Genomic DNA, 23,805 nt, shown 5'->3' on the forward strand with positions numbered 1-23,805 from the left:
AGCTAGCAGCCCATGTGGTGTTGTCACTGCCAACAAGAGGTCCCTGCTCTCGGCCCGCTGCGCGCGGTTGGCGCTCGTTGTCCGCGCTGCGAGCGGCTGCTGACCACCACTTCGGGAAGGCCCGCCGACACACGCCCAACACCGCCCCCGGTTGCGGCTCCGAGCGCTCGCGATGCGATCGATCACTCGCTGCGGCTCGCCAAGGCGCGGATCGGCAGCGGCGAACCCGCCCGGACGTTGCGTTTCGACCTGGCTCAGCACGGGGTATCGCCCGAACTGACCGTGGCGCTCGGTGTGTCCGGTACAAGCACGCCCACCACAGCGGTCACATCTTCCGCCGCTCATGACCTCCGCGGGCAACGCGCCCCTGGTAAATACCCGGTCGCCCGGCGTAGCGCTTCGCGCCGCGCCAGCGGAACGGGACAGTTCACGGCCTGGACCCTCTCGGCCCTTGGAGCGTTGACGCTGGGGACGGGCATCGGGCTGCTCGCCTGGAGCTTGTGGGGAGGGCAACCGCACCTGTGGAACATCGCGCTGGCCGCCACGCTCAGCGGGCAGGGGCTGTTGATTCTTGGCCTGCTGCAGCTGATCGCGGTGCTCTGGGCCGCAGGCCGTGGTGCTGCGGCGCGGCTCGGGCAGATGCACGATGAGCTGCGAGCGCTGCGCCGCTCGGCAGACGCCGCTGCCGGTCGCCACACCGCGACCGCCAGCCAGTTCTACGCCGACCTCACTCAAGGAGCGGGCCCCGAGGTGCTGATGGGCAGCCTCCGCAGCCAGCTCGACGCACTATCGTCACGACTCGGCAAGCGTTGATTGGGGCGAGTTCAGCAGCTGCCCGTCACGCGACGTTCGATCTCTTCGACGACGTCGTCCAGCTTCATCCGCACTTGCTCGAGCGTGTCGCGGTCGCGGAGCGTGACCGTCTGATCCTGCACGGACTGGCCATCGACCGTCAAACAGTACGGCGTGCCGGCTTCGTCCTGGCGACGATAGCGGCGACCGACAGCACCCTTCTCATCGTAGAACGCAGGGAACTTTTTCTTTAGCGCACGGTACAGATCCTGAGCGATCTCGGGCATGCCGTCTTTCTTAACAAGCGGGAACACGGCGGCTTTGACGGGCGCAATGCGGGGGTGGAAGCGCATCACCACCCGGGTCTGGTCCTGGCCCTTGTCGTCTGGTGCGGTGTCTTCGTGATAAGCTTCACACAGCAACGCCAGCGCACCGCGATCAGCTCCCGCCGAGGGCTCGATCACGTGCGGCGTGAAACGTTCGTTGGTGATGTCATCGCGATAGGTGAGATCGCGGCCCGAGCCCCGATGCACCGGCTTGCCATCTTCGCCCAGCTGGACGGTCAGCGGGCAGCTATTGGGATCGAGCTTGCCCTCCATATGGCTCCGCAGGTCAAAGTCACCCCGGTGGGCGATCCCCTCCAACTCGCCGTACTCCCCCTCCGGTAGGAAGGGGAAGGCGTACTCGATGTCGGCCGTGCCGGTCGAGTAATGCGACAACTCGTCCGGGTGATGGTCGCGAAGGATCAGGTTCTTGCCCGACAGGCCGAGCGACTGCCACCACGCCATCCGGCGATCGCGCCAGTACTTGTACCAGTCTTGCGACTGACTGGGGTGACAGAAGAACTCGATCTCCATCTGCTCGAACTCGCGCGAACGGAACGTGAAGTTGCGCGGCGTGATCTCGTTGCGAAAGCTCTTACCAACCTGCGCAATGCCGAACGGCACCTTCACACGCGAGCTGTCGGTGACGTTCTTGAAGTTGACGAAAATGCCCTGGGCGGTCTCGGGGCGGAGAAACACTTTGTTGTCTTCGCTTTGCAGAGCGCCGGCGTGGCTCTCGAACATCAGGTTAAAGTCGCGCGGCTCGCCAAACGTTCCTAGTTTGGTCGCTTCCGGCGCGAAGACCTTGTCGAAGTCTTGCGTGTCGATCTGATCGAGCGTTGTTACGCCATCGATCCACTTCAAGCTGTCCTTATCCTTCGAGCGAACCTTAAGGAGCTTCATCGCCCGCTTCTCGAGATCTTCTGCTTCGTTCTCGGCAACCGTCGCAATCAGATACTTGACCTGCTCGGTCGCGTATTGCTGGTCGGAACCGGGCAGGTGCATCCCCGTTCCATCGATCCAACGGCATCGGACCTGGTCATAGCGATAACGCTTTTTGCTTTCTTTGCACTCAACAAGGACGTCTGCGAACAGGTCGTAGTGACCGCTGACCTTCCACACCTGCGGGTGCATGATGATCGTGCAGTCCAGCCCGGTCATCTCGTAAGCGCCGGGGGCACCGGCGTGGGTGGTCAGGTCGTCGTGCGCCGCGACCATATCGCGCCACCAAGCGTCTTTCAGGTTGCGCTTCAGCTCGACGCCCAACGGGCCGTAGTCCCAGAAGCCGTTCAATCCGCCGTAGATCTCGCTCGACTGGAACAAGAACCCCCGACGCCGACACAGCGAGACCAGCTTTTCCATTTCCATCGCAGCAACCCGATTCCGTCGCCCAAGAGTGATACGCCCGCCATGGCTGCTTGCTCGACCAGCCCGCTTGCATCAGCAAGAGCAGGTCGCGTGCGCCATCGGGAAGCGGCAAGTCTAACCCACCGCGTCAGGCGCTCCTACGGGGCGGTGATCCGTCGGGTTGCGGGGTCAAACACCGGAACCAGGTCGAGCGTATCGATCGCCGCACACAGCGGCAGGTCGGCCTCCAGCCCGACCTCAACCAGGTTCCGACCGCCGGGAGTATCACGCAGCTCGATGGCGAGTTGCTCGGTAGGAGATCGTCCGAGCGCCCGAGCCGTGTTGAGCAGCTCCTCCCACTCGCCGAGCACCGCCACCGCCTGATCGTTCATCTCGCGCGGAGCCCCTTCCCAGCTTGCCAACTCGTGGGCAATGGCTCCGGCTGCCAAGCGATCTTCGCGTGCCACATGGCCGCTGGCCCCCGCGCAGAGCAGATGGACCCCCTCCTCACCGGCCAGGGAGCGGACCGTTGCCGTCAGATTGACCAGCGCCGCCACAATCACCCGGCTCGCTAGCCGCGTGTGCTGGAGCGCCATGGTGCCGTTGGTGGTGGTAAACAGCACGCGCCGCCCGAAGACCTGGTCGGGGGTGTACTCGGCGGGGGAATTGCCCAGGTCAAACCCTTCGATCACCAGCCCGCCGCGCTCCCCGCCCAAAACGACTTCGTCGCGACCCGGCAGCCGCCGTGCGTCGCGAATCAGATCGCCAACTTCCAGGTAGGCAACCACTTCCGTGGCCCCGGCGTGCAGGGCTTGGCAGATGGTGGTCGAGGCCCGCACCAGGTCAATCACCGCGACCACCTCGCCGGCAAAGTCGGCCTCGGAGACGAATTGCGGCAGGTAATGGACCGAAAGACGATTGGCGGGCATGGCGGGCAGTCGGAACGTAGCGGTCAGGAGGGCGTTAAGCGTTTGTGGCGCAAGCGGTTGCCGTTGTGGCCCTTAGCACTTTAGTCTGTCTCCTTTGAGTCGCCCTCCCCCGCCCGTCGGTTCCCCGTCGCTCCATGCCTGAAGCCGTCGCTAGCTCGTCTCCCACGCCGGTCGTCGATAAATCGGGCGAACGTGTTCGCCGCATGTTCGGCGAGATCGCCCCGCGCTACGATCTGCTAAACCATCTGCTCAGCGGCAATGTGGATCGCTACTGGCGGTGGCGCGCCACGCAGATCGCGGACGCTCAGACCCGTAAGGGGGCGTTGGCCGGCCAGCCGCTGCTGGATCTTTGCACCGGCACGGGTGACCTAGCCCTGGCCTACGACCGGTCGGTACGCGGCAAGCTCCGTATCACGGCCGCCGACTTTTGTCCCGAGATGCTTGCTATCGGCGAGAAGAAGGGCCGCAAAGCCGGCGCGAACGACCACATTGAGTGGGTCGTCGCTGACGCCAACGCGCTCCCCTTTGCCGATAACACCTACCAACTGGTGACCGCGGCTTTCGGGCTGCGCAATGTCTCTGACACCGATGCCGGCCTACGCGAAATGACCCGCGTGTGCCTGCCCGGCGGCAAAGTCGCTGTGCTGGAGTTCACCACCCCCCGCTGGCAGCCGATGAAGGGGATCTACAGCTGGTACTTCCGCAACATCTTGCCGCGGATCGGCCAAGCGGTCATGCGCAACAACTCGGCAGCGTACGAGTACCTGCCCGAGAGTGTTAAAGCGTTTGACGAGTACGAGCAGCTCACCGCGCGGATGGAATCGGCGGGGCTAAAGAGCGTGCAGTATCATCCGCTGACCTTCGGCATCGCGACGCTCTACATCGGTCAAAAATAAGGAACGACACCTGCGGCCCGGCATGAAGTTGCATAGCTTTTTCTTCCCCCGCCCCGTGCGCTCCCCCCGACTCATCGAATGACCAGTCCTCCGATCCTTGTTGGCGTTACCGGCGCAAGCGGGGCAGTCTATACCGTACGGCTGCTCGATGTGCTGCTGCGCACCGGTCATGAGGTTCACGTCTCGATCAGCCCCAGCGGTGCCGCGGTGATTGAACAAGAACTGGGCTTGAAGATTGATCTTAAAGCCTTCGATCCGGCGGCCCTGGGGCTGTTGGGAACCACTGCCGAGCTACTCCGTAAAGTGCCACTCTTGACCGGTGCCAAGCCGGTGGCCGAAGCGGATGCGCCCGGCAAATTGCGGTACTGCTATTACCAAGACTTCATGGCACCGATGGCGAGCGGTTCGTTTCTGAACGCCGGCATGGCGCTCTGCCCGTGCAGCGGCACGACACTCAGCGCAATCGCCGCGGGAGCGGCGGGCAACTTGATCCAACGCGCCGCCGAGGTCCAGCTCAAAGAGCGGCGTCCGCTGGTGCTCGTGCCGCGCGAAACGCCCGTGTCGCTCACCCACATCGACAACATGCGCCGTGCAACCGAAGCGGGAGCCATCGTCCTGCCGGCCGCGCCGGGCTGGTACCACGGTGTGCAGTCGCTGGCCGATCTCGTGGATTTCGTCGTCGCAAGGGTCTGCGACCAGCTCGGCGTCCGCAACGCGCTGATTCAGCGGTGGGGAGAAGAGGAAGCCCCACGCCGCTAATGTTTCAGACATTACGCCACCTGCTGTCTCTCATCCGCTTCAGCCACACGCTGTTCGCTTTACCGTTCGCGCTGTTGGCGGCGCTCATGGCGTGGCACGAACAAGCGTTCTCGACCGCCTGGACAGACTACGCACCGTTCTCCTCCACGACAGGCTTCAAGGGCTTTGGTGTACGTTGGAAGGAACTCTTCGGCATTTTATTGTGCATGGTCTTCGCCCGCTCGGCGGCGATGGCTTTCAACCGGCTCGTCGATCGCAAGCTTGACGCCGCCAATCCCCGCACCATGGGGCGACATCTGCCGGCAGGCATTTTGAGCGTCACCCAGGTAACGACTTTCACCCTGCTCAGCGCAACCGGCTTTATCGCCAGCACGCTGCTCTTTCTGCCAAACTGGCTCCCCTTTGCGCTCAGCTTTCCCGTCCTTCTCTGGCTGTGCGGGTACAGCTACGCCAAACGGTTCACCTCGCTGGCGCACTACTGGCTGGGAGTGGCGCTGGGGCTGTCGCCCGTGGCGGCGTGGATCGCGATCCGGGGAGAACAGGTGCTCGCCAGCCCGGCAGACCTGCTCCCCGCAACGGTTTTGGGGGCGGCGGTGCTGGCCTGGGTGGCGGGGTTCGACATCCTCTATGCCTGCCAAGACTACGAGTACGACAAGTCGGTCGGGCTCCACAGCCTGCCGGCAAAACTCGGCCTGCGGGGGGCCCTGCGGCTGGCCGCGGCTAGCCATGCCGTGGCCGCAGTGCTTCTCGCCCTGCTGCCGACCGTCTATCCTCCCCTGGGTACCCTCTGGTGGTGCGGGATCGCCGCCGTGGCCGCCTTACTGATTTATGAGCACCGTCTGGTCCGCCCCGACGACCTGGACCGCGTCAACTTAGCGTTCTTCCACGTCAATGCGGTGATCAGCCTCGGGCTGCTCGCGGTTGGCACCCTTGATCTGGTGTTCTGAGCGGGTCTGTCCGGCCTTTCTTCATTCCCTAAGTTCCGTCCGTCTTCTCAGACGTCTTTCAAGATGTTGCGAACCTCCTCCCCCATCCTCGCCCCGATCCGCGAAAAAGTCGAAGCCGGCGAGCGGCTGACGGCTGAAGATGGCCTGGTGCTCGAATCGCCCGAAGCCCCGCTGCCGGAAGTCGGCGAGCTAGCCAACTTGGTGCGCGAACGCAAGAACGGCAACGCCGGTTACTACAACATCAACACGCACCTGAACGCGACCAACATCTGCGTTTATCGGTGTACGTTCTGCGCCTTCCGGTCCGATCTGCGCGATCCGAAGGGCTACTGGATGAACGACGAGCAGGTGCTCGCCCGTGGTGCCGAAGCGGTCGAGAACGGCTGCACCGAGATGCACATCGTCGGCGGGTTGCACCATCAGGCGAAGTACGACTGGTACCGCAAGGTGATCAGTCTGCTCAACGACAACTATCCGACGCTGCACCTCAAGGCGTGGACGCCCGTCGAGATCGATTGGTTTGCGCGGCTTACCAAGAAACCGATCCGCTGGGTGCTGGAGGATATGAAAGAGGCCGGGCTCGGCAGCCTCCCCGGCGGCGGGGCCGAGATCTTCCATCCCGAGATCCGCCACCAAATCTGCGAGCACAAAGCGGACGCCAGCCGCTGGTTCGAAACGCATCGCGAGGCCCACAGCCTTGGCTTACGCAGCAACTGCACGATGCTCTACGGGCATATCGAGCAACCCTATCACCGGATCGACCACCTGATCCGGTTGCGCGAGCTACAGGACGAAACGGGCGGCCTGCAGACCTACATTCCGTTGTCCTATCACCCGGAGAACAACCGCCTTGGTATCGAGCGGAAGATCGAGAAGCCCTCGGGCCTCATGGATCTGCGTCAGATGGCGATCGGACGCCTGATGCTCGACAACATCGACCATATCAAGGCGTACTGGATCATGCTCGGCATCGAGACCGCCCAGATCTCACTCTCGTACGGTGCCGACGACATCGATGGCACGGTGCGTCACGAGCTGATCTATCACGACGCTGGGGCCACGACGCCCGAAGTGATGAGCGTCGCCGACATCGAGCGGGTCATTCGCGAAACGGGTCGCGAACCGATCGAGCGTGACACGCTCTACCGCCGGGTCGAACGCGACGCCGAGAGCTGGCGAGCGGGTGAGAAGATTGTCGCCGCTGTATGAACTAAAAACCCCCGCCGCGAGAGGCTCGCGGCGGGGGTTTTGATTTAGCGACTTCTATTGCACGAGCTTGGCGACGGGCTCTTTGATGATCTTCTCAAAGATTTCCACGAGCCGCTGCTCGTACTCGGCCGGATTGCCCGAACCACGGGCGCTTTGGCCGCCGCCGTTGGCCGTGCCGCCGGTGCGGGCCATGCGGTCCATGAAGTCGTAGTCGGTTCCCAGGCCGATCCCGACCGGATACATATCCGAACGATCGGTTTTGAGATTGCCGGCTTGCATCAGCGCGGCGTCGAGCCAGTAGTAGCCTCCGCCGTAGAACTCGCCCCCCGGGTTTGCTATCGCGAACGAGTCGATAGCTCCGTCCGCTGACTCATAAGCGTTGGGGATGCCGTCCGTGAGCAGAACGACCACCTTGGTCGAGTTCTCACGTGCCTGGGCTCCCGGACCACTCGTCTGGAGCATCTGCCGAGCGAGCATCAGCCCCTTCTCGGTGGCGGTGGTGGTCCCTTTGTCGCCAACCGCCTGCAAGGTGGTCATCGACTGCATGACGTTGCTGTAATTCGTGGTCAGGTTTTCTCGGACCACCGATCCGGCAACCGAGTCGAACGTGACAACCCCAACACGGTCGCGATGCGCGGCGCTCGGGATGATGCCGTTACGATCTTCGACCAAGTCGAGCGAAGCGATAATCGACCGCCTCGAGGCGTGCATCGGCTGCGTGCGCGGAGGGAAGTCAAACGTACGCCCCGCCACCGTCTCGCGGTGCATTGGGCACTGGCCGCTATCCAGCGACAGCTCGACGTAGGTCGAACCGTCGGGCCGCAGGTCGCGACCGTGGTCCATCAGGAACTGCGTGTAGGTCAGATAGCCAAAGAAGTTCTTAACCTGATAGGGCAACCCGGAATCCGAGGCGGGAAAGCTTGCCTTGTTCGGGTTGTTGAACTGTTCGATGCGGTCGCCGTCTTGACTGGGAGGCAACCAAGCGTCGAATCCTCCATACAGACCGCCGACGCGCGGCAGCCCCGGCCCGCTGGCCGCCGCTCCAAAAACCGAGGCCTGGGTCGCAATGGTCCACGCTGGCGCAAGCTCGGCGCGCTGCATGCCCATCAAGCCGAGGGTCGCCAAGCTATCGGTCGCGAGCGCACGCCACAGATCATGGGCTGGCGTCATACCAATCGGCGGACGTGGCGGCGGCGGCGGCGGTGGCGGGGTCGGTGGCCCTGGTGGGGTCGGCGGGGTCGGCGGAGTGGGTGGCGTCGGCGGTGACGGCGGTGACGGCGGAGTGGGTGGTGTTGGCGGTGCTGGTGGTCGCGGTGAAGTAACGAACGACGGGATCAGCACATAGTCGATGTACTTCTCCCAGAAACCCATGTTCGCCACGGTCGGAGCGGGTCGCACGCCCGGCATGAGCCTCGCGATCTGGTTTTCAAGAATCCAGCGATAGGATTTAGTGCGACGTGTTTGCTCGTCGTCTCCTGCCGTGATTCGATAGACCGCGGGGACCAATGCCCCTGCCAGCGGGCCGATATCGGAGGTCAGCTCGGCGTAGGCAATGTTTCCCCGCGCCACACCGAGCGGTTCGCCCAGGTACTCCAGCACTCCCGGAAATGCGCCGAAACCCAGGTCCTGGTAAACGTTGCGCATGAGGTCGTTGCCGACGGTCGGAAAACCGGAACCGGCAAAGGTGCTGTTGACCGTTGTGGTGGCCCAGGCGGGTTCGGTGTCGTCGTTCATCGAACCCGAGAGGTCGACCACAAAGACGATATCCTTGGGGTTGGCCATCGCGATGGCTGACGCCTCGGTCGTAAACTGATTACGGCCCATGACCCGTGCAAAGAACAACGCCTCGTCCGACCGCGTGGCGGTAACGCGGACGGCGTTGCCCACCGCCGCGCCCGCGACCGGCGTAAAGACCTCGGTGGCGGCGTCCCAGACACCCAGCTCAACCGCAGTTTCTGCGGAGGTGATATTGCGACCACCCGCTTCGTGCCGAGTCACATAGTCGGTGCCCACCCGCACGATCTCGGTGGGGGTCAGGTGCAACGAATTGCCGGCGGCCAACGCGCCGGCATCGGCCGCGGCCTGCAACTCGGTGCGCACCACGAACATGTAGCCCATGTCGATCGCGAGGGCTGCCATGGAAAGAATGACGACCATCAGGATGGCCGCCATCGGAATAATCACTCCGCGGCGCGCGACGAGGCGGCCCCAACGAGGACCGAGCAAGCTGTTGAAGCGGGGCATCTTTGGCGTTTCCGTCCGGAGCTATCGGCGGGGGGAAATTCAATCAGGGGCGTGCGACGCGGGATCAGCCTGGCACGATTACTCGCTGGTCTCACGACGCATCACGGCTGTCGCAGTGAGGGTCCGTGAGCCGGCCAGGAAGGGTCGCGAGAGCGCACTCACCGCCGCAAACGGCACATCAACCTGGACCGAAACCGGCTGGTCAAAACCCGCCAGCGTGGGAGGATTCGGAGTGATCGTGACCGAAGAGCCACGCAGATTGGCCGAATTCAAATAGTCAGTCACCCGTGTCTCGACCCGCGCTGTGGTCGCCGAATCGAGCACGGCGATGCGGGCCCCCTCGCGAGCCGCGTTGGTGATCACCTGCTGGACCATCACCATCCGCCCAAACTCGATGATGCCAAGCACCACCAAGAAGAAAACGGGGGCAACCACAGCGAATTCAACCGCCGCGACACCACGAGGATGGGGTTTCCGACTCCGCGTCATAACAAACCCTGGTAAGCACTGAAGAGCGTGAGCGAGCACGCGAGCCACTCACCAACCGAGACTGCCGTAGCAAGCCGGCGGGAGAGAGCCGCATAGGTTTTTGCAAACCTAGCTCACGTTCCCCCCACGGGCGTTGCGGAAGCCGAACACCACACTGGCAAGCGAGGCGGATTATTCGGGTTCTGCGGGCTGACGCCGTTGCCGCGGGCAGCTGCTCTTCGCGGGACGAGTTTGATAGGCCTAGCCGACGTCGCCCAAATCGAGCGAGGCACCGTACCGCCGCAGCATCTGTCGACGGAGCGCGGCGTGGTCCGGGTGCTTGAGACCCGGATCGGTCGCGAACAGGTCGGCGGCAGCGTTTCGGGCCTCGACAAGAACTTCACCGTCACGCGCCAAGTCCGCAATGTGGAGCGGCGGGAGTCCGCTCTGGCGTTCGCCAAACAGATCGCCGGGGCCCCGCATCCGAAAGTCGAGTTCCGCCAACGCAAAGCCATCGGTCGTGGCGGCAAACGCCTCGATCCGCTGCAGGGCAGCTTCGGCGGGTTCCTCGGGAACGAGCAAGCCGCAATAGCCGGCGTGCATCCCGCGGCCGACTCTGCCACGCAGCTGATGCAACTGGCTTAGCCCGAAGCACTCGGGGGAGACGACGGTCATAATGGTCGCGTTGGCGACATCCACCCCGACCTCGATCACGGTCGTGCTCACAAGAACCTGTGTCTCGCGAAGCCGAAACGCTTCCATGGCGGCATCTTTATCGCTGGCGTTCATGCGTCCGTGGAGCAGGCCCAGCCTAAAGTCCGCTAATTCTCCTTCGGCCAACGCACGGAGCGATTCCTCGACGCTCGCGGCCGCGGTGGCGTCTGACTCTTCGACCAGCGGCGCAACGACATACGCCTGTCGGCCGTCGCGGAGCGCTTTGCGCACAAACTCCCACCATCGCGAAGCTTCGGCCGGACGGACCACATAGGTACTCACGGGCTGACGACCGGGCGGCAAGCCATCCAGAACGGAAACATCCAGATCGCCAAACTGCGTCATGCACAGCGTGCGAGGGATCGGCGTGGCAGTCATCACCAAGTAATGCGGGGAGTGCTGTCCTTGGCGTAGCGCGGCACGCTGCCGAACGCCGAATTTGTGCTGCTCGTCGATGACCGCCAGACCGAGTTTTGCGAACCTAACTTTCTCTTGCAGCAGAGCGTGGGTTCCGATCGCCAGATCGATATCGCCCGCGACGAGCCCCGCTCGGACCTCCGCCTTTTCGCGTTCAGCAAGACCACCCACCAGCAGCCTGCTACGGACTCGGCTCACCTTAAGCAGGCTTGCCAGCGTCGCGGCATGCTGGCGGGCTAGGATCTCGGTGGGAGCTAGCAGCACCGCCTGGTAGCCGTTCGCGACACAGGCCAGCAACGCGTACAGTGCCACCACGGTTTTGCCGCTGCCCACGTCCCCCTGCACGAGGCGGTTCATCGGGGTGTCGAGCGCCAAGTCGGTGGCAACCTCGGCGAGGGCTTTCTCTTGGCCCGCCGTCAGCTCGAAAGGAAACAATCGCCGGATGCGGGCATCGAGCTGGCGATCGACTGCCAGTTCGGGCGCGCGAAACCCGAGCCGGTGCTGCAGGCGACGCGCGGCTAGCGCGAGCTGGAGCACGAGCAATTCTTGAAATATAAACCGTCGCCGCGCCGTATCGCGCTGTGCTTCGTTGCGCGGCGCATGGATCCAGCGCAGCGCGTCCGCCAACCCCGGTAAGCCGTATTGATCGCGCAGGGGGGCGGGTAAAACCTCGGTCGGGGTGTCGGCATGAGCCGTCACGGCCGCCGCCACCAAACGCCGCATGTGATGCTGCGAAACCCCCTCGGTGAGCGAATAGACGGCCAGCAACCCCTCTTCTCCGGCCGAGTCGTCCGTGTCTTCGAGCCAAGCCACGCGCGGGTGGACCATCTCCCAGCGCAATCCTTTTCGCTTGGGCTTACCCGAAAACTGCACCCGCTGGCCCGGATGAAACTTGTCTCGCATGAACGCTTGATTGAACCACATCGCCCGCAGGGCGTCCGTTTGGTCTTCGACGACAACGCCCACGCGGCTCTTGCCGAAGCCCCCCTTCGACTCGACCTCGATCACCTCGCCGACGATGGTTTGGGCGACGTCGGCCTCGAGGTCGGCGATCGCCCGCCGATCGCGAAAGTCTTCGTACTCACGCGGGAAACAGAAGAGCAAGTCCGCGACGCTGCGCAGGCCTTTGCGCTCCAGTGACTCGGCAAGCCGCACCGGAACCCGCGGCAGAGTGCTGATCGGCGCTGCGAGTGAGGAATCCACGCGTGCGAGTCTATCCGCCGCTCGCCCGGTAGAAGAAGGAGCCGGTGCCAGCCCTTCGTCGCAGGCCACCGCTCAGGCAGGTTGGACTCACAGGTACTTTTGGTAGGCCGCCACCGCCAGCCCGTCTACCCGATCGTTCTCGGTGTGGCCGCTATGGCCGGCGACACGGGTGTACTTAACCCGATGTTTGGCGGCGAGTTCGTCCAGTTGACGCCACAGATCTTCGTTCTTGACTTCCGCCCAACGACCTTTTTCTTTGCGTCGCCAACCGTTCGCTTTCCATTTGGGCATCCATTCGCTGAGTCCTTTGCCGACGTAAACGCTGTCGGTGAACAGCTCGACCTGCGTGGGCCGCTTAAGCGACCCCAGCCCTTCCACCACCGCCTGTAGTTCCATGCGGTTGTTGGTGGTCTCGCGCTCAGCACCGGACCGCTCCAGCTCTTTGCCGGTCTCCGGATGGATCAGCAGAAAGGCCCAGCCGCCGGGGCCCGGATTACCGCTGCAGCCGCCGTCCGTGTAAAGATGTACTTGCGTCAAGAGAAAGCTGTCGGGGTTCGTAGTAGAAAATCCAATCAACGGCAGCCAACAGGCGCCGGTCAACGGTTTGCCTGGCCGAGGGGCTCGCTGGTCGCTAGGAAGAGGTTCTAGCAACCTCTGGCGGCGAGGGCGCGGGCAGCATCGCGGAGGTTTGCGGCGGAAGCATGGGCCGCGTTAGATCGGCGACACCCTTGTCGAGCTCGGCGTCAGCCCGAGGGGTCAGGCGCCAAGGCAGCCGGACCGTGAAGGTACTCCCCTTGCCGACAACGCTGCTCAACGAAATCTCTCCACCCAGCAGACGACACAGCTCGCGGACGATCGACAGCCCCAGGCCTGTGCCGCCCTGCTCACGGGTCATCGCATCGCCGCGTGGGGCCGCCGAAGCACCCTGGCGGAATTTCTCGAAGACGATCGCTTGGTCCTCGGGGCCGATGCCGATGCCCGTGTCTTCCACTTCCAGCAGTAACCAACCAACGCCCCGCTCCATCTCGCGCCGGACCCGCACCATGATGCGTCCCCCCTCGGGGGTAAACTTGATCGCGTTAGAAAGCAGGTTGTTGAGCACCTGCTGTAGCTTGGCTTGATCTTGTCGCAGCAGGGGCAGCCCGGCGGGGCAGTCCGACTCCAGATCGATGTTCTTGCGCTCGCTCAGCGGACGCGCCATATCGCTTTGCGCAACAACGACTGCCTCGACGGGGAAGTCGGTCGGATGGACCCCCATACGGCCGCTTTCCATCTTCGCAAGGTCGAGGATGTCATTAATCATCTCGAGCAGCATCTTGCCCGATCGCTGGATGTTGCCCACGTAGCGGCGCTGCTTATCGTCGAGCGTCTTGATCGAACCGAGCACGTCGCTGAAGCCCAAGATACTGTTCAGGGGCGTCCGCAGTTCGTGACTCATCGTTGCCAGGAAGTCGCTCTTTAAGCGGTTCATCTCGAACAGCCGCAGGTTGAGTTGCGCAAGCTCGTCGATCTTGCCGTCGAGCTCGCCGTTAACTTCCTTCAACGCATCTTGCTGACGGAGCAGCTGGCGGAGCATGCGGTTGAAGGCGGCGGCCAGCTCCTCGAACTCGTCGCGCGTGTTGATCTCGGCCCGCTTCTCGATGTCGCCCTCGCGGACGGCGTTAGCAACGTCTTGCAAGTGCTGGACGGGTTTGACGATCACGTAGCGGACGATGAAGTACAGCAAGAACATCGAGAGCACACCGATCGTGAGCGCGACGCCCCACATGATGGCGTCGTACTTAGCGATATCGTCGCGGGTCTCCCCCTGATCCATCTCGATCCGCACCAGCGCCATGAGATCGCCCTCGGCCAGGCCGGTGCGGCTGATGGTGCCAACGTGTCGGTGGCAGTCCGCGCACTGAGCGGTCGCGTAGAGCGGTTGGTAGTAGCGGAAGACATTCTGTTCGTCGTCGTAGTGCTCGACGTGGCGGATGGCTTCGCCCTCGGCGGGGGGATCCATCTCGGCGTACGTTCGGAAGAGATTTTCTTCCCAATCGAACTGGGGGGCTCCGATCCGCTCGGGGTTTTGTTCCCCCTGGGGAAGGATCGAATAAGCATCGAAGTCGGTCCCCAGGCGGTCTCCGCTGTCGAGCAGCTCGCGATAGAATCCGGCGGCATCGACCGACGACGTTGGGGCTTGGGCTTCGCCAGAACGCTGCTGACGCTCGGCCAGATACTTCAGCTCTAAAGAAAAGTGCGTTTGCAGCCACGCCGCCCGAACCAGCTCGGGCCCCAAGCGGACGTCGCTCTCGCGCACAATGTCGCGCAGCTTCTGGCCCGACCAGTAGAAGCTCAGCGCCAACAGCACGCCGAGCGTGACGCCGAACCACCAGCGGCACTTGCGTTCGAGGCTGCTCTCGCCGAGCACGCGTTTAAAACCGCGGTAAGACATACGCCCAATTGTACGGCCGCGCGACAGCCGCTACCAATGTCGAACCGGCAAGATGATCGCGACCCCTGGCGGGCCCCCGAACCCTGCAGCACGGCACGCCCTCCCCCCCACGCACGCTTCTCAGAGCATATCGACCGGATCGATATCAACGATCGAGCGGACGCCGTCGGGCAGCACCACGGCCCCCATTCCCGCCGCGATAGCCTGCCGCAAGGGCTCAGAATGCGGCATCCGGAGCAACAAATGATAGCGATGCTCGCCGCGTAGACGGGGGATCGGTGCTGGGGCCGGGCCCAACAGCCGGAGCCCGGAATCCGCCGGATCGCCAGCACGAACATAGGCTTCGAGCTCTTCGAGGTACGCTTTGACTAGCGGCTCCGAGCTGCCGCGGGCGATAACCCGTGCCAGGCTGCCATAGGGCGGGTAGCCGAGCGCCTGGCGTTCGGGCAGTTCCTCGCGGGCGAACCGATGAAAATCGTGATCGGCAGCGGCTTGTAGCGCCGGATGCTCAGGATCAAAGGTTTGCACGATCACACGCCCCCCCCGGGGCCCGCGTCCCGTGCGTCCGGCCACCTGCGTCACAAGCTGAAACGTGCGCTCTGCAGCGCGGTAGTCGGGCAGGTGCAACGCCGAATCGGCGTTGACGACGCCAACGAGCGTCACATTGGGAAAGTCGAGCCCCTTGGCGATCATCTGGGTGCCCAGCAGCACCCGCGTCTCCCCCAAACGGAACTTGTCGAGCGCCAGCTCGTGGCTGTTAGCGCCGCGTGTGGTGTCGGCATCCATCCGCGCGACCGCGATACCGGGGAAGCGTGCACGTACTTCGTCTTCGAGCTTTTGCGTGCCGAGCCCGCCGTAGTGGATCGTCGGGCTGCGACAGTCCGGGCAGACCGAGGGGGGCGCGCAGCGGTAGTCGCACCAGTGACACAACATCGTGCGGTCTTCGCGATGGAAAGTCATCGCCACATCACAATGCTTGCACTTGACGAGATTTTTGCAGCTCGGGCACCGGACATGGGTCGAGTAGCCCCGACGATTAAGCAGCAAGATCACTTGCCCGCTGTCGCGGAGCGCATGCTCCATCGCTTGGCAGAGCTGCCGACTCAGCGCCCCGCGCAATGATTCTGCCCGCAGATCGACTAAGCGGACCGCGGGCATCGGCCGGTCGGCGATCCTCCGCGGCAACTCGGTGAGCAGCCATCCCCCGCCTTGCTGCGCCGCAACCCACGACTCGAGCGCCGGCGTCGCGCTGCCCAGCACAAGCGGCGCACGCTCTTCGGCCGTGCGTTGCAAGGCGACGTCACGCGCGTGGTAGCGCGGTGCCGTATCTTGCTTGAACGAGGTTTCGTGCTCTTCATCGATCACAATCAGCCCGAGCCGTGGGGTCGGGGCGAACACAGCGCTGCGTGCACCGATGACCACCTGCACCTCGCCCCGGGCGATGCTCCTCCACTGGCGATGGCGGAGCACGTCGCTCTGTCGGCTATGCAACACCGCGATGTGATCAAACCGTTCGCGAAAACGACGGACGGTTTGCGGCGTCAGGCTGATCTCGGGGACCAGCACAATCGCTTGCCGACCGAACGCCACAACACGCTCGATCGCCTGGAGATAGACCTCGGTCTTGCCGCTGCCCGTGACGCCGTGGACGAGGATCGTCTGATGCTTGCCAGCCTCGATGACCGAAAGCACCGCGTCCAGTGTCCGTTGCTGGTCTTGGCTGAGCGTTTTAGGCCCCTCGCGGGGCGGTGCTTCTTGTGCCGCGGCGCTGATCGCGTCCGTATCGACCCGCTCGACATGCGATGCAATCAAGCCCTGTTTTCGCAAAGCATTGATCGGCCCGGTGGTGCAACCGACTAGCAGGCACAGCTGCTTGGCGGTGAGCGGCCCGGTGCGCGCCGCAAGGGCCGTGAGCACCGCTTGCTGCTTGGGCGGCAGAGTCAGCGTGGTCAATTGGGCCGCTACCTTGGTCGGTACGCTCAGCAGCGTGACCTCGCGCGTGCCGGCTTTGCCCCGCACGCCCGAAGGGACAACCGCTTCGAGCACCTGCCCCCAGGGCGTCTGATAGCGATCGGCCATCCACTGCGTGAGCCGCAGCATGGCGGGAGAAACGAGCGATTCGGCGTCCAGAACGTCAATCAGCTCCTTCAGGCGGCGGCCGGCGGAAACCTCTTTGTGCTCCAAGCGGACACAGTAGCCTGCCACGCTCCGCGAGCCACGCCCGAAAGGCACTCGCACACGGCGTCCCGGCTCGACGTGCTTGGCCCGATTTTTCTCGTCAACGAACTGCGCAGGGACCGTGTAATCGAACTCTCCGGGTACCCCTCCGGGAAGGACGATGGTCGCCACGAGCCGCCGCTGCTGAGAGTCGATCTCCCAGTCGGGTGGTTCGGCGTCGAAGAGCGATTGCTGCATACTGAGGCTATGGTCCGCGGGCTCGGGGCGGTAGGAAAGGGCCCTGACCTGTCGACGGTCGTTCCCCCGCCACCCTAACCCGCCCCGCCCCGCTATGCGTCTCGGTCTTTTTGGCGGCAGTTTTGACCCGCTCCACAACGGACACCTCGCCTTGGCGGCGGCGTGCCGAGACCAAGCTCAACTAGACGAGGTGTGGTTCGTCCCGGCTGCTCAGCAACCGCACAAGCCCGAGGGACCGATCGCCTCCGCCGCCGATCGCGTCGCGATGCTGCGGTTGGCAACCGCAAACGAACTCGCTCTGCGCGTCTCGACGATCGAGATCGACCGCGGAGGCGTCAGCTACACGGTCGATACGCTGAGCGAGATCGCCGCGGCACACACCTCGGCTGAGCTTTTCTTCTTGATGGGTGCCGACACGCTGCACGATCTTCCGCTTTGGCGCGAGCCGGCCGAGGTCTTGCGCCTCGCGACGCCTCTGGTGGTGCATCGTGCGGGCGAGGGCGCGGTCGACTTCTCTGTGCTCGCCGAGTTGGTCTCGAACGATCGGCTCGAGCAGCTGCGGGCGCTGCTGGTCGAGATGCCTCCCGTCGCCATCAGCAGCCGAGAGCTGCGCGCCCGCTTGGCGGCGAGTGACACGCCGCACGACGAGCTGCCGCCAAGCGTTCTCCGATACATTGCGCGGCACCGCCTGTACCGCTAGCGGATGGCACGTTGTGTCGGAGTCAATACCGCGCCCGGGCACCCAACCGCTGGATCCCCCGCGGCATCGGCTTCAAGCAGCGCGACGGACATCGAGGAACTCGAACAGCGCCGAAGACATCGGCATACTGCTCAGTCGATGATCGCCACGGAGGGCATCCGCTAGCGTTGCGAGCTGCGCTGCTGACGATGATTCGCTATCGAGCACCACGCGGAGCATGCCGCTCCGCCAGTAGCTGCCGCCGCCAGCACCCGCCAGCCAGCGACGCCGCACCTCGACTCCCAATTTGCGGGCCAGGGAGGTCGCTTCCCCCAGCAATCGATCGAGGGGGCCGGCCTCGAGGTGACGCCTCTTGAACGGGACCGACGGACGCCCAACCGCAGTTGGGCGCGGGGGCACAACTGCAACCACGCTGGAGGCCGTCTGCTCGGATTGGGTTGCTTGCCGGAAATCTTCGATCGAGAAGATCGAAGCCGAATCAGCGGCCGATGAGTCGCCACAGGGCAACGTCATCGCCGCAACCTGGATTGGGGGCATCCTTGCCTCGCCGGGTTGAGCGTTAGAGTTTGTCGCCGCGGGGCTTCCTGCCCTGCGGCCGCTTAGGATTCTACCCGCTGTCCCTGAAGCGGGCGACTCCGGATCGACGATGTCGAAGATATCAGGACGTGTGCGTAGCTCGATCGCTCGCGATCGAGGCTCCGCGTCCGTCAAAAGCATCGGATTCGGCAAGCCGGGCAAGCTTTCCGAAGCGAATGCTAGCACTATTCGTATGAGTCGCGACCGCTGCCCGCGGTTTCGCTACTCGACCTCTGACGGTTCGGTGAAACAGCACATGGCAGCAAGCCAGCAAGCAACGGTCGCCGAACTACGTGAGCAAGTCCGTCAGCTACAGCAAGAGCTTCGCGAGGCCGAGCAGAAGACCGCTCTGGGTGAGCTCGTCGGAACGACCACCCACGAGTTCAACAACGTTCTGACAACGATTCTCAACTACGCCAAGCTGGGCCTGCGGCATCCCGACGAACCGACGCGGACCAAAGCGCTAACCAAGATCCTCAGCGCTGGCGAACGCGCCGCCCGATTGACCAACAGCGTATTGGGGCTGGCCCGCAACCGTGGAAACGAAGCCACGCCGACGCCGCTGCCCACGCTGATCGACGACTCGCTGGTGTTGCTCGAGCGCGAGATGCAGAAGTATCGGATCGCGATCGAAACCAGCTACGAAACGCAGCGGCCCGCGATGATCGTGGGTAACCAGATCCAGCAGGTTTTGCTGAACCTGCTCACCAACGCCCGGCAGGCGATGCCCCAAGGGGGGCGGATCCTGCTCCGCGTGGCCGAAGACAGCGCGCGCGGCACGATCGATCTCACCCTTCGTGACACCGGTCAGGGTATCCCGCCGGACGTCTTACCTCGCATCTTTGATCGCTACTTCAGCACCAAGTCGGGCCCCGATGAAACGGGCAAGGGAGGCGCAGGCGTCGGATTGGCCGCCTGCCGCGAGATCATCGAGGCACATGGCGGCAAGATCCGTGTTGAAAGCACGATTGGCGTCGGCACGGCGTTCACGCTGAAGCTGCCCGCCGCGAAGGCTGAGCAACTGGCTGGTCCGGCTGGCAAGCCGATCGCCCAACTAGGGGTTGGCGGAGCCGCACATCCCTCGGCGGCCAGCGCCTGAAAACTCTGTCGGTTCGTCCCCCTTTGCGCCCTCCGCTCACGCGCCACCGAGCCGTTGAGCGATGTCACGCAGCATCCGCTGTTCCAGCGGCTCGTCGCGCCCGATATCGATCCACCGCTCAGAAGAACGCACGCGATCGACCGGGTTCAACCGATCGGTGGGCAGCGAGCTATCGTTCCGCAACGAGGCGGCACCGGCGGTTGCTAGCTCAGGTCTTGGCAAGTCCTCAAGCTGTTTATCGACCCGCACGCCGATCTCGTATCCGCTAGCGGCGGGGATCACCCGAACAACCGCCCGACGGCGAAGCGTTTGCAGCGTGCTCTGCCAGCGGTTGAAAGCGCCAACCGTGTCACGCTTCCATGGTTCAAGGATCGTCGCGGCCGACTGCCACTGCGTCTCGAGCTGGCCTTCTTCGACGATTCCAGCAACCTGGCGGACACGCCGTTCCGTACGAAGCGGAAAATAGTCGGTCACCACATCGGCGATCGCTTCCCAGGCCGCGTCGCCGCCGTTGGTACGAACGTAGATCGGATTGGCGATCCGATCGCCGATCGTCGGCTGCACCGGCACACCAAAATCGCTGGCGATCGGACCCCCTTCGGCGGGCAAGAAGTCGAGCCAGCCCGCCTGGGGCGCGGCGGCCGGCAAACTCGTTTGCGGCGCATAGGTGGGCGGTGCTATCCACGGCGCAGCACCCGGCGGAGGACCAAATAGGGCCGGATCCGTCTCGCAGCTTAGTTCGCCGGGTGCCAGGTACAGAGGCACCCCGCCGGCAGGACGCCAGCCATCTTCAAAGGCGGGGGGGGCCTGCCCACGCACGATCGGGCCCGTCTCTCCGCTGGCCGCGGGTTCACCCGTCAACGCGCAGCCGCTGGCGGCCAGCGCACACCCGATCGCCACACGCAACGCGACACAGCATTCAAGCGTTGACTTCAAGGCGACCAAGCTCCAGGCACAGCACGAATCGACGGCACCGAGGGATCGCCGTGAGCCCTCGGGCGGGGGATCGTTGCGAAACCTCCCTGCCAGGGCAAGATCGGCGTCGCACGGTTGTGCTAGCATGTCCCGCTCTCAACGAGCTGACAGTTGCCGGCACAGCTTGGCCGACTTACTAGTCTCACACTTCTCTCAAACTGCCTGGCCTTCTCCGATGCTGAACCGCCAACAGGCTCGCGATTTCGACCGCCGAGCGATCGAAGACCTTGGCTTCCCCGGCATGTTGCTCATGGAGAACGCTGGTCGCGCATGCGTTGATGTCATGGAGCGGCTGGGGATCGAGGGTCAGGTGATCGTCGTGTGCGGCAGGGGGAACAACGGCGGCGACGGCTTTGTGATCGCTCGACACCTGGCTGTGCGGGGGCACGCGGTGCGCGTTGTGCTAGGGGCTCGTCCGAGCGAGTTGCGGGGCGATGCTCGTCTCGCGTTCGACTTGCTCGTGCCCTGCCATGTGCCCCTCCATGACGAAACCGGCGTCAATCCGGCGCTGGTGCTGCAAGAGCTCGACGCGATGGACGACCAAGTTGCGTGGGTGGTCGATGCGCTGCTCGGCAGCGGGGCCACCGGCGCGCCGCGCCCCCCGTTCGACACCTTCATCGACTGGATGAACACCGCCGGCGGGCGACGACTGGCGGTTGATCTGCCGAGCGGCCTTGATTGCGATACGGGCGAGCCCACACGCCCCACGTTTCGGGCCGATCACACCTGCACGTTTGTGGCCCCAAAGGCGGGGTTCACGAACCCCAGGGCTCAGGAATTTTTAGGGCACATCCACGTGGTGGACATCGGCGTGCCGGCCCCCGAGGTTCGATGATTCGGCACCCCCGCTGTCGGGCGGACGACGCTCACAAGGGGTAACACGAGCCGCTCCATAGTAACCGCTTGTTTGATCCGGCTAGCGTGCTGGACTACGATCGGGTCCGCTGAACCCAAGCAATCAGGGGCACTAGGGGCTTTTCTCCTTTAGGACTGATTCATGCTTATCAAGACAAGCCAGCCTCGCCGTCGGGTCGCAACAAACGTTTGCCTGCGTTTACCCCGTTTGTTAGCCCTGTTAACGATAATCCTCTGCGGTGAGGCGCATGCGGTTGAGATCGACTTCGGTTCCTCGACGGACCTCAACGGCTTCTTGCGCCGCAATGAGTTCCAGTGGTTGCCGATCCTCTGGGCACCTGACGGCGGCGTCGGCGGTTAGCCCGCGCTGGCGGTCAGCCGTCCGCACAACACCACCTACGTGGGCGAGTCGTTCTCCTTCGCCGGCACGGGCTCTTCGCTGAGCGTGTCGAGTTTCTTCAAGATCAAAGACCCCGGTACGATCGGTTCCGGCTCGTCGGTTGGCTATGGCGAGGTCTATCTGTCCAAGGAGCAGGAAGGCTGGGATAGCGCGGTCGCCTCGGTCACGCTGCGCGAAACCTCGCAGGGGGTGGGTCTGTTCGGCGGGCCGATCCCCGCCGGCGGTGGCTCGTTCCCGGGCTTCAGTCCGTATTTTTCCGGCGTTTCGATCTTGCCCAATCACTGGTACGAGCTGCGCGTTGATTACGAGCACCTCGGCAGCCAGATCGGTTGGGAAGTGAACGTCAACGATTACGGGCTCGACGGAACCACCTTCGTGGGCAACACGCTCAACTTTGTCGATCAAACGCCCGACTCGATCGGCCTGCTTTCCGACTCCACGCTGTATGGCGGCTTTACCGTCTCGCAGGGGGGCATTGCGTTTGTCGATAACTTCTCGATCCGCGATGACTCGCTGACCGGTTCGACAACGATCAGCGTCAGCCCGACGTTCGACGCTCAGCATCGCCCGGGTAACGCCTTCCCGCTGGGCAACTTGACCGAACCACTGCTGAGTATCGACGGCGGATTCGGCACGAGCTTTCCAGCGCTGGAAGTGCTGACGGAGTTCTCGCTGGGCTCTGTCCCGGCTGGCGCGCAAATCCAATCAGCCCAACTCTTGCTGGACCCCGATGGCATCGTCAGTGGCACGATGAACTTGCAGGCGTTCGGCTACGGTGCCGATGGCCTGCCGGCGCTGACCGATCCCGCTGCGGCGACAACACTTTTCGGCAGCCTCAGCGTAGCGGCTGCATCGAGCGATGAGATTGCCATTCCGCTCGACGCTGCCATCTTGAACGGTCTGCTGGCCGCCGAGGAGTCGCACGTTGGGTTTCTCCTGAAGAGCGCGACGACGGGGCCTTTTTTCGCCGTACACGCCAGTGAATCGACGACGGGCATGGCTCCCCGGTTGGTGTTGACTTACGCCTCGGAAACCGTCGCGGGCGACTACAACGGAGACGGAAGCGTCGATGTCGCCGACTACACCGTCTGGCGTGACGGTCTCGGTACGACCTACACCCCGACGGACTACAACACCTGGGTCGTCAATTTTGGCAGTGGCGCTACCAGCGCTACGGCGATTCCCGAGCCCGCTTCGTTCGCGTTGCTCGCGCTGCTGGGCGGCGTGCTCGCTCAGCGGCGCGTTTGACACTGCGAGCAGAAGAACGTCGAGCGCTGCGCCTGGACGATCCGCTCGACCGCACCGCGGCACCGGGGGCAGGGTTCGCCCGCTCGGCCGTACACGCGGTGGTGGTGCTGATAGCCGCCGTCTTGGTTGAGCTTGTTGCGGTACGTGCCGTCCCCCAGCGAGGAGCCCTCGTAGCGGATCGCTTCTTCGAGCACCTCGTGCGTGGCGTCGGCGATGCATCGCCAGCGTTGCCGGGTGAGTCGATCGCAGCGCGTGGCCGGATGCACGCCGGCGACGTGCAGAATTTCGGCCGCGTAGATGTTGCCGATGCCGGCGACTGCCTGCTGATCCAGCAGCGCGACCTTGATCGGTCGGCGGCTGCTGGCGAGCCGCTCGCGTAACTGCTGGTCGGTGACGAACAGGCCGTCGGGCCCCAGCTTCGCGGGCCCCAGCGCCCTGGCGAACTCCGCCTCGTCGTACAGATGTACTTTGCCCAGGCCGCGCTGGTCCCAGTACCAGCAGTAATCCAGCCCGCCCCCTTCCAGCGTGAAGCCGAGCCGCAGGTAAAGCGGATTGGGCGATTCGCCCGCCCCCACCAGGCCGGTCATCCGCGGCTCGAGGATTAGCCGCTCGCCCGAGTCCAGCCGTAGCACGACCCGTTTGCCGGCCCGTTCGACCGCCGCCACTGTCCGCTCGACCACCCGCCGGCGAAGCCGATCGAGGCGTGGCGTAACGCCAATGGGCTTGCGCGGACACGCGAGCTTTTCCACGGCGACGATCGTCGCGCCGGTGGCACCGGCGACATTGCGCCGCATGGTTTCAACTTCGGGCAGTTCGGGCATGAGCGTGTGGAGAAAACGTTAGCTTCCCGAATCT

Annotated in this window: 21 protein-coding genes; 10 read left to right on the forward strand and 11 right to left on the reverse strand. The window is 64.0% G+C overall.

Annotated features, from left to right (window positions below):
• The first annotated feature begins 12 nt into the window (after positions 1–12).
• The gene (locus tag Pla111_RS11335) at positions 13–813 is read left to right on the forward strand and encodes a hypothetical protein (protein WP_146574421.1); all 801 of its coding nucleotides are present in this window, start codon (positions 13–15) and stop codon (positions 811–813) included.
• Between the two features lie 11 nt (positions 814–824).
• Here Pla111_RS11335 and Pla111_RS11340 read toward each other — a convergent pair whose 3' ends face one another.
• Both Pla111_RS11340 and Pla111_RS11345 read right to left on the reverse strand, forming a co-directional pair.
• Positions 825–2,477 carry a glycine--tRNA ligase gene (locus Pla111_RS11340; RefSeq protein ID WP_146574694.1) on the reverse strand — a complete coding sequence of 551 codons (1,653 nt, stop codon included), beginning with the start codon at positions 2,475–2,477 and terminating at the stop codon, positions 825–827.
• 143 nt (positions 2,478–2,620) lie between these two features.
• Positions 2,621–3,391, reverse strand: a complete 771-nt coding sequence (locus tag Pla111_RS11345; protein WP_146574423.1) for a 2-phosphosulfolactate phosphatase — start codon at positions 3,389–3,391, stop codon at positions 2,621–2,623.
• Positions 3,392–3,525: 134 nt separating this feature from the next.
• On the opposite strand from Pla111_RS11345, the gene ubiE reads away from it, so the two are divergent.
• The 4 genes from ubiE (at position 3,526) to mqnE (ending at position 7,202) form a co-directional block, all read left to right on the forward strand.
• Positions 3,526–4,287, forward strand: a complete 762-nt coding sequence (ubiE, locus tag Pla111_RS11350; protein ID WP_146574425.1) for a bifunctional demethylmenaquinone methyltransferase/2-methoxy-6-polyprenyl-1,4-benzoquinol methylase UbiE — start codon at positions 3,526–3,528, stop codon at positions 4,285–4,287.
• A gap of 78 nt (positions 4,288–4,365) precedes the next feature.
• Entirely contained in the window at positions 4,366–5,046 is a 681-nt protein-coding gene (locus tag Pla111_RS11355; RefSeq protein ID WP_146574427.1) for a UbiX family flavin prenyltransferase, read from the forward strand.
• Positions 5,046–5,993 (forward strand): 4-hydroxybenzoate octaprenyltransferase, encoded by a 948-nt coding sequence (locus tag Pla111_RS11360; protein WP_146574429.1) that lies wholly within the window; start codon positions 5,046–5,048, stop codon positions 5,991–5,993. Before Pla111_RS11355 ends, Pla111_RS11360 begins: the two co-directional genes overlap by 1 nt.
• Positions 5,994–6,056: 63 nt before the next feature.
• Positions 6,057–7,202, forward strand: a complete 1,146-nt coding sequence (gene mqnE / locus Pla111_RS11365) for an aminofutalosine synthase MqnE (protein ID WP_146574431.1) — start codon at positions 6,057–6,059, stop codon at positions 7,200–7,202.
• Between the two features lie 54 nt (positions 7,203–7,256).
• Here the strand turns inward: mqnE and Pla111_RS11370 are convergent, their stop codons facing one another.
• The 6 genes from Pla111_RS11370 to priA form a co-directional block, all read right to left on the reverse strand.
• Positions 7,257–9,446, reverse strand: coding sequence for a VWA domain-containing protein (locus Pla111_RS11370; RefSeq protein ID WP_146574433.1), 2,190 nt, complete (start codon positions 9,444–9,446; stop codon positions 7,257–7,259).
• Between the two features lie 78 nt (positions 9,447–9,524).
• Entirely contained in the window at positions 9,525–9,935 is a 411-nt protein-coding gene (locus tag Pla111_RS11375) for a TadE/TadG family type IV pilus assembly protein (RefSeq protein ID WP_146574435.1), read from the reverse strand.
• Positions 9,936–10,175: 240 nt separating this feature from the next.
• The gene (recG, locus tag Pla111_RS11380; protein ID WP_197524970.1) at positions 10,176–12,248 is read right to left on the reverse strand and encodes an ATP-dependent DNA helicase RecG; all 2,073 of its coding nucleotides are present in this window, start codon (positions 12,246–12,248) and stop codon (positions 10,176–10,178) included.
• Positions 12,249–12,335: 87 nt separating this feature from the next.
• Positions 12,336–12,785, reverse strand: coding sequence for a ribonuclease HI (rnhA, locus tag Pla111_RS11385; protein WP_146574438.1), 450 nt, complete (start codon positions 12,783–12,785; stop codon positions 12,336–12,338).
• 94 nt (positions 12,786–12,879) lie between these two features.
• Positions 12,880–14,682 (reverse strand): sensor histidine kinase, encoded by a 1,803-nt coding sequence (locus Pla111_RS11390; protein ID WP_146574439.1) that lies wholly within the window; start codon positions 14,680–14,682, stop codon positions 12,880–12,882.
• A gap of 120 nt (positions 14,683–14,802) precedes the next feature.
• The gene (gene priA, locus Pla111_RS11395; protein WP_146574441.1) at positions 14,803–17,097 is read right to left on the reverse strand and encodes a replication restart helicase PriA; all 2,295 of its coding nucleotides are present in this window, start codon (positions 17,095–17,097) and stop codon (positions 14,803–14,805) included.
• 94 nt (positions 17,098–17,191) lie between these two features.
• Here priA and nadD point away from each other — a divergent pair, with 94 nt between their 5' ends.
• Positions 17,192–17,797: a nicotinate-nucleotide adenylyltransferase gene (gene nadD / locus Pla111_RS11400; protein ID WP_146574443.1), complete on the forward strand. Its 606-nt coding sequence runs from the start codon at positions 17,192–17,194 to the stop codon at positions 17,795–17,797.
• Positions 17,798–17,869: 72 nt separating this feature from the next.
• Here nadD and Pla111_RS11405 read toward each other — a convergent pair whose 3' ends face one another.
• Positions 17,870–18,334, reverse strand: a complete 465-nt coding sequence (locus Pla111_RS11405; protein ID WP_146574444.1) for a hypothetical protein — start codon at positions 18,332–18,334, stop codon at positions 17,870–17,872.
• A 232-nt stretch (positions 18,335–18,566) separates the two neighbouring features.
• Between Pla111_RS11405 and Pla111_RS11410 the strand changes: the two genes are divergently transcribed.
• Complete coding sequence (locus tag Pla111_RS11410) at positions 18,567–19,472, forward strand: sensor histidine kinase (RefSeq protein WP_231930967.1); 906 nt, start codon at positions 18,567–18,569, stop codon at positions 19,470–19,472.
• Positions 19,473–19,508: 36 nt separating this feature from the next.
• Here Pla111_RS11410 and Pla111_RS11415 read toward each other — a convergent pair whose 3' ends face one another.
• Entirely contained in the window at positions 19,509–20,408 is a 900-nt protein-coding gene (locus Pla111_RS11415) for a hypothetical protein (RefSeq protein WP_146574446.1), read from the reverse strand.
• 214 nt (positions 20,409–20,622) lie between these two features.
• Between Pla111_RS11415 and Pla111_RS11420 the strand changes: the two genes are divergently transcribed.
• The 3 genes from Pla111_RS11420 (at position 20,623) to Pla111_RS11430 (ending at position 22,950) form a co-directional block, all read left to right on the forward strand.
• On the forward strand, positions 20,623–21,282 hold the full coding sequence (locus Pla111_RS11420; protein WP_146574448.1) for an NAD(P)H-hydrate epimerase: 660 nt from the start codon (positions 20,623–20,625) through the stop codon (positions 21,280–21,282).
• 162 nt (positions 21,283–21,444) lie between these two features.
• Positions 21,445–21,663, forward strand: coding sequence for a hypothetical protein (locus tag Pla111_RS11425; RefSeq protein WP_146574450.1), 219 nt, complete (start codon positions 21,445–21,447; stop codon positions 21,661–21,663).
• A gap of 84 nt (positions 21,664–21,747) precedes the next feature.
• Positions 21,748–22,950, forward strand: a complete 1,203-nt coding sequence (locus Pla111_RS11430; protein ID WP_146574452.1) for a hypothetical protein — start codon at positions 21,748–21,750, stop codon at positions 22,948–22,950.
• On the opposite strand, the gene mutM is transcribed toward Pla111_RS11430, so the two are convergent.
• Positions 22,935–23,771, reverse strand: a complete 837-nt coding sequence (mutM, locus tag Pla111_RS11435; RefSeq protein WP_146574454.1) for a bifunctional DNA-formamidopyrimidine glycosylase/DNA-(apurinic or apyrimidinic site) lyase — start codon at positions 23,769–23,771, stop codon at positions 22,935–22,937. The genes Pla111_RS11430 and mutM overlap by 16 nt on opposite strands.
• Positions 23,772–23,805 lie beyond the last annotated feature (34 nt).

This window comes from Botrimarina hoheduenensis, from assembly GCF_007859815.1.
Taxonomy (GTDB): Bacteria; Planctomycetota; Planctomycetia; order Pirellulales; family Lacipirellulaceae; genus Botrimarina; species Botrimarina hoheduenensis.